The organism is Novosphingobium sp. BF6, assembly GCF_058273105.1.
The window spans coordinates 1847729-1857586 of the sequence record NZ_CM177776.1 but is presented as its reverse complement, the minus strand read 5'-3'; the positions used below and the strand labels follow the sequence as shown (position 1 = coordinate 1857586).

Here is a 9858-nt window from a genome sequence, read left to right as displayed (position 1 = left end):
GAGGCGCTATCATCTAATTCATAAGATTTTGAACTCTCTAAGTGGGTGTGAAGGTATTTTTTCTCTGGCTCCACACAAGCTCGCGATTACCGGCAGCGAGATCGTCGCGCCCGATGACGTGCTCCTTGCCGGTAAATCCATCAAGATTGCCAATGTGCTCGACGTTGTCGATACCAACCAGGCGAGCAAGTATTCGAGTTTCGGCTTTTCCATCGGCGGTGAGAAACCTTGGCGAGGGTCGGGTAACGCTAGGGCGGTGCATATGGAATTCAGTCGATAAATCGGAATTGCGTATCCTCAATGACTGCGATTCCATCTGGCATGAAGTTATCGGCCTGCAAATAGTCAGGGCACGCCATCAGCCGCAACATTAACGAAGGGCAAGTTTCGAGGAGCGCGATTGGCGCCGTCTACGTCCGGTTTGTCGGCGGGTCCGGATTGGAGAACGGGGCAGGGGCTTTGGCAATGTACGCGCCCAACCCAGTCATTCACTCTCATTCGGCTTGCATCCAGAACCGGCCATTCCGTGGACCAGGCCGACAATCAGGTTTGAGGCGTGATTGCAATTGCGGAGTGGTCCGCTGAATTATTTACCGAGAGCCCAGCTTCCTTGCGTTCGGAGTAGCGGTCAACGAGTTGCCCTGCGTGCGGCCGCATCAGCACGGTGAAGCGCACCAGTTCCTCCATCACATCGATGATGCGCTCGTAATAGCTCGAGGCCCGCATCCGACCGTCCTCGTCGAACTCCTTGTACGCCATCGCCACCGACGACTGATTGGGGATCGTGAACATCCGCATCCACCGGCCCAGCAGGCGCAGCGAATTGACGGCGTTGAAGGACTGCGAACCGCCGGACACCTGCATGACTGCAAGCGTGCGGCCCTGCGTTGGCCGCATCCCGCGCATCTGGAGCGGCAGATGATCGATCTGCGTCTTCATGATGCCGCTGATCTGGCCGTGGCGCTCCGGACTGCACCAGACCATACCTTCCGACCACAGCGCGTGCTCGCGCAGCTCGTGCACTGCCGGGTGATCGTCCCCCGCCACCTGATCGGGAAGCGGCAGATCCCTAGGATCGAAAATGCGCGTCTCGGCGCCGAAGAATTGCAGCAGGCGCGCCGCCTCTTCCACGGCGAGGCGTGAGAACGACCGCTCTCGCAGCGAGCCGTAGAGAAGCAGAATGCGCGGAGGCGGTTGGTCCGGGCCAAGGCCAGCGGCAGGACGAGCCAACGCGAAAGCCTTGTCCAAAGCAGGAAGATGATCGGGGGCGGCGAGTTCGCGCAGTCTCATGCGGAAATACCTTTCTCGTACCAGGGGCGGGTCCGCTTCACCAAGGCGACGATCGACAGCATCACCGGCACTTCGACCAGCACGCCCACGACCGTTGCCAGCGCGGCGCCGGAACTGAGGCCAAAGAGGCTGATGGCGGCGGCCACAGCCAGTTCGAAGAAGTTGGAGGCACCGATCAGGGCCGAAGGGCCGGCGACACACCACGCCACGCCGAAACGGCGGCTGAGCCAATAGGCGATGCCGGCGTTGAGATAGACCTGAAACAGGATCGGCACGGCAATCAGCGCAATCACCAGCGGCTGCCGAATGATCTGCTCGCCCTGGAAGCCGAACAGCAGCACCAGCGTCAGCAGCAGGCTGGCAAGGCTGATCGGGCCGATGGCGGACAGGAAATGCTGAAGGCGCTGCTCACCCCCGCAAAGGAGGGCTCGGCGGAGCAGTTGCGAGATGACCACTGGGGCGACGATATAGAGGCCCACCGACAGTGCCAACGTGCTCCACGGCACCGTGATCGATGCCACGCCGAGCAATACGCCCACGAGCGGAGCGAAGGCGAAGACCATGATCAGGTCGTTCAGCGCCACCTGGCTCAAGGTGTAGTTCGGCTCGCCCTCGACGAGGTTGGACCAGACGAAGACCATGGCTGTGCACGGCGCTGCAGCCAGTAGGATCAGCCCGGCAATGTAGGACGACGATGCACCTTCAGGCAGCATCGGCGCGAACAGATAGCCGAGAAAGAACGTGCCGAGCAGCGCCATCGAGAATGGCTTGATCGCCCAGTTCACCACAAGGGTGACGCCGATACCGCGCCAGTGCTGCCGAAGGCTATGGAGCGCGCCGAAATCGACCCGCAGCAGCATCGGAATGATCATCAGCCAGATCAGCCCCGCCACCACGAGGTTGACGTTGGCGATCTCCAGCGCTGCGATCGCCTCGAAGGCACCGGGGAGCAAATGGCCGAGACCGATCCCGATCACGATGCACAGGGCGACCCACAGCGAGAGATGACGTTCGAACAGCGACATGGTCGTCAGTCCTTCCCGGAAGCAACAGGCGCGGTCGCGGTGCCTCCGCCCAAGGCGATCTGCATGTAAACCGTGTCGAGCCAGCGGCCGGCCTTCCAGCCCATGCCCGTCAGGCGGCCGACCTGCTCAAAACCGCAGGAGCCGTGCAGCGCGACGGAGGCTGGTTCACCGCCGCCGATGACGGCGACCATCTGCCGGAAGCCATAGGCTTCAGCGGCCTGCAGCAAGGCATTGAGCAGTAGCGTGCCAATGCCGCCGCCGCGCCGATCATGCGCCACGTAGATGCTGTTCTCGCAGGCGTACGCATAGGCCGGTCGATCGCGGAACTGCGTGGCGTAGGCATAGCCGAGTACTTGATCGGCGTCGCAAGCGACGAGGAAGGGCCCGCTCCGGCCGGTCACCGTCAAGATCTTCTCGACGGTCTCGTCCTCGGTCGGCGGCACCACTTCGTAGGTCGCCGTGCCGTGAAGAACGTGATGCGCATAACTGGCGGCAATGGCGTCCGCGTCGTCGACCGTAGCCCGGCGAACCGAAAGGGTCATCGCCGGGTCGCTTCCACGACTTCGCCGTCTTCCTTGACGAAAGTGCCGCGCTGCTCGGTGGGCAGGAGGCCCAGCACTTCTTCGGAAGGCCGGCAGAGCTTCACGCCCAGCGGCGACAAGACCAGCGGCCGGTTGATGAGCACGGGATGCTCCATCATCGCGTCGATCAAGGCCTCGTCCGTCAAGCTCTCGTCGCCGAGGCCCAGTTCGACATAAGGCGTACCCTTCTCGCGAAGCAGGGCGCGCGGTGTGATGCCGGCCCGCGCAATGAGTTTCACCAGCAGGGCACGGCTTGGCGGCGTCTTCAGGTATTCGATAACATGAGGTTCGATGCCCGCATTGCGGATCATGGCCAGGGCATTACGAGAGGTCCCGCAAAGCGGGTTATGGTAGATCACGATATCGGTCATTGTTGCCTCTTCAGCAGCAGGTAAGTTCGGCCAGAAGCGGCTCGCACAGTTCCGCGCGCCCCTGGCAACAATCCTTGGCCAGATAGACCATCAGTCCCCGCAGCGCGTCGAGGTTGGCGCGCTGAATTTGTTGGCGACCGCGCTTCTCCGAAAGCACCAGCCCTGCATTCGCCATCACGGCCAGATGCGTCGAGAACGTGCTCTGGGTGAGCCCCGATGCCTCCACCAGTGCGCCGGTCGACAGGCCTTCAGGTTCGTGCCGGATCAACAGACGAAACGCATCGAGCCGCGTCGGATGGCCGAGAGCGGAGAGAATCGAGAGTGCATCATCGTTGCGCATTCATCGGAATTATCCGATACGATCTACTTCGTCAATAAAATATCGATTATTCCCGATGCATAGGTGGCTGGGAGCAATGACAGCTCAGGTGAGACTGCCGCGTGAAGCTGCTTGTCCGGAATCGGCCCATTGCCAGCCGTTCATCGTGGCTGATCTCTCGGTGAACGAATGACCGCTTCGGAGACGCTCGCAGGAGGCGCTGAACGGCAACTCTGTCGGCGGGTCCGGATTACCCGTTCATAGCTCTTAAGGGGCAGGCGATGGCCCTACGAATCGCGCTGGATGTGTAGGGCCAATCCAGATATTATTGCCACGCCGTTAGGGTACGATTACGAAATCCGGGTTGGCGACCGCGAAGACCGCCTCACGATCGGCGGCGGGCGGGTAGATCCACACGCCATTGATCTCCTGCTTCAGCTTCTTGCCCTCGGCTCGTGTCAGCTTGACCTGACGGTCCCATCCCTCGGTATACATGGCGCCCCATGCGCCAAGGTCGAGGCAGGTAACGTATTTGGGCTGGCTGTAGGGGTGCAGCGGCAGCCCCAACAGTTCGGCAGCGGCATTGTAGCCCGCTACGCGGCCAAGGCTGAGGGCGTGCTGGCAGGTCATCAGGTTGAAGTTCCCCGCATCGTCGGTGGCCGCCTTGACGGTATCGCCGGTGACGAAAATTCCCGGAGCAGCCGGAGCGCGCAAGAAAAGGTCGCCTACCACGCGGCCGGCAGCATCATGCTCGCCGGGAACTTCGGCGGCAAGCGGATGGGCGCGCACCCCGGCGGCCCAGACCACGGTGGCCGCCTCGATCCGGCTGCCGTCGGACAGCTGCGCTCCGCCTGCATCGACCGCGCCAAGCAGCACGCCGGGGCGCTGTTCGATACCGATCTCAGCCAGCGCCTCGCGTACCGTGCGACCTGCCTCGGATCCGAACTCGGCGCCGATCTCCTGCGCCGGATCGACGATCACGACGCGCGGCTGCGTATCGAACATCGTGCGCAGGCGTTCGTGCAGCTCGGTCGCCGCCTCCAGTCCGGTAAAGCCGCCGCCGGCCACTACCACGGTATTGCGCGCGAGCGTCTCAGGTCGATCGGCGAGCGCCTTGATATGCGCATCAAGACTGTGCGCCTGATCTAGCTGATCGACGGTGAAGGCATGTTCGGCCAGCCCCGGAATCGGCGGCATCGCCACGCGGCTGCCGGTGGCGAGCACGAAGCGATCCCAGCAGATGGTCTCCCGCGTGCCGTCATTGCGCTGGATCGCCGCTTCACGTGCTTCGACGCCGATGGTTTCGACGATGCCGTCGACGAAGTGCGCGCCGATGACCTTGAGCAGTTCGGAAACGTCGGGATTCATGTTCTCCAGAACCGCTTCGTAGAAGCGCGGGCGGATCGCCAGCTTGGGCTGTGGCGCTACCATGATGATGTCGATGTGGTCTTCGCGGTCCGCCAGAGCGATGGCCCGCGCTGCTGCGAGCACCGCCCAGACACCGGCGAAACCGGAACCGGCGACGAGAATGGTCTGCTTGGTCATGGGTCTATTCCTTGAAGTTTGCCGGGCACAGATCGTCGCGCCGCAAAACGCGACTGCTACACGCGTTATGCGCGATGCAGTTTTCCCGGCCGCGCCCGGTGGACGACGGGAAAGAAGACGGAAATGTCAGAGAATGCGGCGCTATGCTGGCGCGGCGCCGCGGCTCAGGCGGTCAACTGGGGCCTTCGCGCCGGGGCCGGCCGGTGCGTGCGGTGCGTCGGTCATGCCGATCGCCGAACCAGTCGCGCAGATCGGCCATGTAGGTTTCCGGAGCCTTGCGGCCGAAACGTTCAGAAATCGCACCCAGCGTCTGCGTTGCCAGCACGTCGCGCATGGCCTTTTCGGCTTGGATCATCACGGCATGGATCGCGCAAGTGCCGCTGGTTGCCCAAGGCGGAGGGTTGCCGCCGAACAGGGCGCAGCGCCCGCGCACCTCCTGGCAATCGAACAACGGCTTTTCGCCTTCGACCGCATCGACAACCTCAAGGAATGTGATCCGGTCCGCCGGCCGCGCGAGTCGATAGCCGCCACGCACTCCTTCGTTGGCCGAGACGATGCCTGCCTTTTCCAGCCTAGGAAATATCTTGGCGAGGAAGCTGGGCGAGATACCCTGAATTTCGGCAATCTCCCGCGTGCTAAGCGATTCATCGCTGTTTACAAGCCAGAGCAGGCCATGGAGCGCGTATTCAACGGATGTGGTCAGGTGTGCCATAAACTCGGACATACTGAGTCTGCGTTAATGGGTCAAGATAATAACGAGGACTCATCTGGTGTGCGTTTATATGCCGGTGGTTTGTGCGGCGGCAAAGTGAGGTCTGGATGGGCGTCTCTGCAGTCGCGACAGCTGGCCTGAATGGACGACGGCTTAGATGAAGCGAGGTGGAAGTTGCGAGCGGCGGGTAAGTCGGCGTTGATGTCGTTGCCGATCACGAGCGCCAGATCCGGCTCGCGTCGGCGCAGCAAGGTCTCCAGCTTCATCCTCGTTTTCCCCGTCGATCAATCCTGCCGTCAGCGCGCCGCCGCCGGCGAACAGACCAGTCATGTCCTCTATCAGCAATCAAAATTCAATGTCGCCTAACTTACGAAAAATCCAAACGGAGTCAGCATTCCGCCTTTTCGTGAACCGGCTCCAACGGCCGAGATAATGGCGCATTGCTGATAGTCTCACGCCACAGCATCCACTCCAAGTTGGCTTGCCGGCCTGGAACGGCGGGAGGAGAGGAAAACATGTCATCGGAACAAGGCGAAACGGACATGACAGGTCATCGATCGGCAGATGGCTGGGCAGGGCACACCCATTGCCATCGTACTGCTTGATTGCTTGGCTGATAGCATTGATCGCAAGGCTTTCTGTTCGGGGGTGTCCCGAGCGTTGCCCAAATGTCGCACGACTTTTCGAAATCACTGTGCATAAAGTTGAATCCGCCGGATTCATCACCTTTCTCAACATTTCCAGCAAAATTCGGTAACAAGACTGTCATTGAGAGAAAGTAACCGCGCTTCCAGTTTTTCGAACAGGGAATGCGACGTGTCCAGGAAAGTGATCGCCAAAAAAGCTCTGCATCTGACCTGCGGTCTGGGTGCGCTTTGTATTTCGACCCATGCTTTCGCACAGGACACTTCGCCTTCCACGGAAGGTCTCGGCGATATCGTTGTTACGGCGGAGCGGCGCACCGAGAACCTCCAGCAGGTGCCGATCTCGGTCGGCGTGGTCGGCGGAGATCAGCTTCGCAGTTTCCAGGCGGCGGGCGACGATATTCTCTCGCTCTCCGGCCGCGTGCCCGGTCTTTATGCCGAGACGACGACCGGCCGTATCTTTCCGCGCTTCTACATCCGCGGCCTCGGTAACATCGACTTCTATCTTGGCGCCTCGCAGCCGGTCTCGATCATCCAGGACGACGTCGTTCTGGAGCATGTCGTGCTGAAGTCCAATCCGGTCTATGATCTCGATCAGGTGGAAGTGCTGCGCGGACCGCAGGGCTCGCTGTTCGGCCGCAACACCACCGCCGGTATCATCAAGATCGACACGATCAAGCCGAGCACCGATCGCTGGACCGGTCGTGGCAATGCCAGCTACGGTTCCTACAACTCGGTCAACGTGGATGCAGGGGTCGGCGGCCCGATCATCCGGGACGTGCTGGCGGTGCGCGTTTCGGGCCTCTACCAGCGCCGTGACGACTGGATCGACAACACCTACAGCGGCCCGAGCGCCGACGGCACCGTCTCGCCGAAGAAGGACGCCATGGGCGGCTTCGAGGAACGCGACGCGCGCATCCAGCTCCTGTTGGCGCCGACCGGCACGGGCTTCTCGATGCTGACGAGCTTCCACGCCCGCAAATATTCCGGCACTTCGACGATCTTCCATCGCGGCGCCTTCACCAAGGGCTCGAACGACGTCAGCGACGAACCGCGCAGCCAGATCGCACTCGACGAAGCGCACAACAACCCGCAGGCCTACGACACTTACGGCGCGTCCAGCCGCATCGCGATGGACTTCGGGCCCGTCACGCTCACCTCGATCAGCGCCTGGGAAACTACTTCGGGCTATAGCCGCGGCGATACCGACGGCGGAGCCGGAGCGGACTATCCGGTGAACGGCGTGGCCAATGGCTTCGGTCAGTCGCAGGGCAATGTGCGCGATCTCGACCAGCTCAGCCAGGAACTGCGCTTGTCGAGCAATGGCGACACCCGCTTCAAGTGGCAGGTCGGCGGCATGTGGTTCAACCAGCGCGATATCACCGAATTCTACCAGCGTGCCTATTTCCTGACGCCCCCGGCGAACAACCCCAACAATTGGGTGCGTCTGCGCAACGAAAACACGAGCTGGGCGGTGTTCGGTCAGGCCAGCTACGAACTGGTGCCGGGGCTGACGGTCACCGCCGGCGGTCGCTACACCAAGGACACCAAGAAGACCCGCCTGCTCAAGACTGCCGACACGGCCGCTGGCGCGGTCACTTATCGTGGACGCCGCTATGTGCGCCTTTCGGGCGAAGAGCCGAGCTGGGATGTCAGCGTGAACTATGAGGTCAATCCGAACGTCAACGTCTACGCCCGCGTCGCGCGCGGCTTCCGTGGACCGACGATCCAGGGCCGCTCGGCGGTGTTCAACTCGGACTTCACCACGGCGGATTCGGAAACGATCCTCTCGGGCGAAGCGGGGATCAAGACCCAGCTGTTCGACAATCGCGTCCGCTTCAATCTTTCCGGCTTCGCCTACCGGGTGAAGGACATCCAGCTCAACGGCAACGACAGCGATGGTAACGGCGTCCTGTTCAACGCCGACAAGGCCGAGGCCTACGGCATGGAAGCCGAGCTGGAAGCGCGTCCGATCCCGAACCTCACGCTGACGGCGGGCCTCAGCCTGCTACACACCGAGATCAAGGACAAGAACGTCTACGCACAGGTCTGCGCGCTTAACGGCGTGGTGGTCTGCACTGTTCAGGACCCGACGATCACCAACGCCCGCGGCACTTTCGCGCAGATCGACGGCAACCCGCTGCCCAATGCGCCGAAGTACACCGCCAACCTCACCGCCCGCTACGACGTGCCGCTGGGCAACGGCGGTTCGCTGTTCGCGGCGACCGACTGGATGTGGCAAGGTTATACGAACTTCGTTCTCTACAAGACGAGGGAGTTCTATTCGAAGGGCGACTTCGAAGGTGGCCTGAAGGTCGGCTACTCGGCGCCGAATGGACGATATGAAATCGCCGCCTTCGCGCGTAACCTCACTAACGAGAAAAACCTCAAGGGTGTGATCGAGAACTACATGGCCGCCGTGTTCAACGAACCGCGCGTGATCGGCGCCTCGTTCTCCGGCAAATTCTGATCTGAAGGGCGGTGCGGTCTGCTCCTGCACCGCCCTTCCGAAACAGGCTGAATCTCTTGCGAGGTGTCCGGACTGCGTTCGACGCGCGGAACAGGTAAGGCTGTCGCTAAGCGGCACGCGGCAAGCGTCGCTGGCGCAGAATTTCGATGCCGGAGCCGAGGCGGGGTTCAAGCCGGGAAGTGATAGTTCTCGATGCGCGCGCGACCGTAATATGGTGTTTCATGTCAGATTGTTAGCAGAACTTGGCGCGCGAACGTTAGCTATGCTGATGTTGTTGCCACGAAGCGGACGCTCACGAATGTCCTACGGACCGGTGTTCAGGTTTGTAGGTATTTGGTGAGCCAAGGACAGCTATCAGCGAACCGATATCCCGTGCTCTACGGCAGATTTGTCGGCGAGCAGGGCAGGGGGCTATCCGCAGGTCGCGACCAGATCAAGCCATTCCGCACTCGACGCGTAAACGTCGGGGAAGCGCCGGAACCGGACGTAGCATGCATTCTGACGGTTGGCGGCTGTACCCCCCCAAAGGTCGTCATTCGCGACCGTTATCGCGGTTGCCGATCATCTCCTTTCGATGGCCCCGTTGTGCATTGTTGCGAGACGGCGCCAATTTGGGGCGACCGGCGGTATTCTAGCTTCACTGCCCGATGATTTCGCGAAACCGCAACCGGACCTTATTTCAGCGCCCAGACCAGATGACAGCGACGATGGAATGTCGTGTGGCAACCGCTGCGATAACCAATAGTCTGTACCCTCGGCGAAAGTGAGACCGCCGGATGGCCTCCGTGTCGGAAGGGAAAAGCCAACGGCAATTCCCCCCCACAACAGGCCCTAAGTCAAGGTGCGAGCGTCATCATCCCCGCGCCGGTACATCTCCATAAGCCTTTGCATTAGCCGCAAA

10 protein-coding genes are annotated in these 9858 nt (G+C 61.5%); 1 reads left to right on the top strand and 9 read right to left on the bottom strand.

Annotation, left to right across the window (positions count from 1 at the left end):
* Window positions 1-37 precede the first annotated feature (37 nt).
* The 9 genes from AC4D6D_RS23170 to AC4D6D_RS23130 form a co-directional block, all read right to left on the bottom strand.
* Complete coding sequence (locus tag AC4D6D_RS23170; RefSeq protein WP_491327854.1) at window positions 38-316, bottom strand: hypothetical protein; 279 nt, start codon at window positions 314-316, stop codon at window positions 38-40.
* A 227-nt stretch (window positions 317-543) separates the two neighbouring features.
* The gene (gene arsH, locus AC4D6D_RS23165; RefSeq protein WP_491327853.1) at window positions 544-1290 is read right to left on the bottom strand and encodes an arsenical resistance protein ArsH; all 747 of its coding nucleotides are present in this window, start codon (window positions 1288-1290) and stop codon (window positions 544-546) included.
* A complete protein-coding gene (gene arsB, locus AC4D6D_RS23160; RefSeq protein ID WP_491327852.1) occupies window positions 1287-2315 on the bottom strand; it encodes an ACR3 family arsenite efflux transporter in 1029 nt (342 codons plus the stop codon). Before arsB ends, arsH begins: the two co-directional genes overlap by 4 nt.
* A gap of 5 nt (window positions 2316-2320) precedes the next feature.
* Complete coding sequence (locus AC4D6D_RS23155) at window positions 2321-2857, bottom strand: GNAT family N-acetyltransferase (protein ID WP_491327851.1); 537 nt, start codon at window positions 2855-2857, stop codon at window positions 2321-2323.
* The gene (gene arsC / locus AC4D6D_RS23150) at window positions 2854-3267 is read right to left on the bottom strand and encodes an arsenate reductase (glutaredoxin) (protein ID WP_491327850.1); all 414 of its coding nucleotides are present in this window, start codon (window positions 3265-3267) and stop codon (window positions 2854-2856) included. The genes AC4D6D_RS23155 and arsC overlap by 4 nt, the downstream gene beginning before the upstream one ends.
* Before the next feature lie 10 nt (window positions 3268-3277).
* On the bottom strand, window positions 3278-3607 hold the full coding sequence (locus tag AC4D6D_RS23145) for an ArsR/SmtB family transcription factor (protein ID WP_491327849.1): 330 nt from the start codon (window positions 3605-3607) through the stop codon (window positions 3278-3280).
* A gap of 318 nt (window positions 3608-3925) precedes the next feature.
* On the bottom strand, window positions 3926-5131 hold the full coding sequence (locus AC4D6D_RS23140; RefSeq protein ID WP_491327848.1) for an NAD(P)/FAD-dependent oxidoreductase: 1206 nt from the start codon (window positions 5129-5131) through the stop codon (window positions 3926-3928).
* Between the two features lie 172 nt (window positions 5132-5303).
* Complete coding sequence (locus AC4D6D_RS23135) at window positions 5304-5843, bottom strand: RrF2 family transcriptional regulator (RefSeq protein WP_491327847.1); 540 nt, start codon at window positions 5841-5843, stop codon at window positions 5304-5306.
* A 32-nt stretch (window positions 5844-5875) separates the two neighbouring features.
* Complete coding sequence (locus AC4D6D_RS23130; protein ID WP_491327846.1) at window positions 5876-6109, bottom strand: hypothetical protein; 234 nt, start codon at window positions 6107-6109, stop codon at window positions 5876-5878.
* 550 nt (window positions 6110-6659) lie between these two features.
* Between AC4D6D_RS23130 and AC4D6D_RS23125 the strand changes: the two genes are divergently transcribed.
* Window positions 6660-8957: a TonB-dependent receptor gene (locus tag AC4D6D_RS23125; protein ID WP_491327845.1), complete on the top strand. Its 2298-nt coding sequence runs from the start codon at window positions 6660-6662 to the stop codon at window positions 8955-8957.
* Window positions 8958-9858: the final 901 nt, after the last annotated feature.

Coding starts and splice junctions, on each gene's coding strand:
- AC4D6D_RS23135 (WP_491327847.1), bottom strand. CDS start 5,843: ATGGCACACCTGACCACATCCGTTGAATACGCGCTCCATGGCCTGCTC.
- arsC (WP_491327850.1), bottom strand. CDS start 3,267: ATGACCGATATCGTGATCTACCATAACCCGCTTTGCGGGACCTCTCGT.
- AC4D6D_RS23145 (WP_491327849.1), bottom strand. CDS start 3,607: ATGCGCAACGATGATGCACTCTCGATTCTCTCCGCTCTCGGCCATCCG.
- AC4D6D_RS23170 (WP_491327854.1), bottom strand. CDS start 316: ATGGAATCGCAGTCATTGAGGATACGCAATTCCGATTTATCGACTGAA.
- arsH (WP_491327853.1), bottom strand. CDS start 1,290: ATGAGACTGCGCGAACTCGCCGCCCCCGATCATCTTCCTGCTTTGGAC.
- AC4D6D_RS23155 (WP_491327851.1), bottom strand. CDS start 2,857: ATGACCCTTTCGGTTCGCCGGGCTACGGTCGACGACGCGGACGCCATT.
- AC4D6D_RS23140 (WP_491327848.1), bottom strand. CDS start 5,131: ATGACCAAGCAGACCATTCTCGTCGCCGGTTCCGGTTTCGCCGGTGTC.
- arsB (WP_491327852.1), bottom strand. CDS start 2,315: ATGTCGCTGTTCGAACGTCATCTCTCGCTGTGGGTCGCCCTGTGCATC.
- AC4D6D_RS23130 (WP_491327846.1), bottom strand. CDS start 6,109: ATGAAGCTGGAGACCTTGCTGCGCCGACGCGAGCCGGATCTGGCGCTC.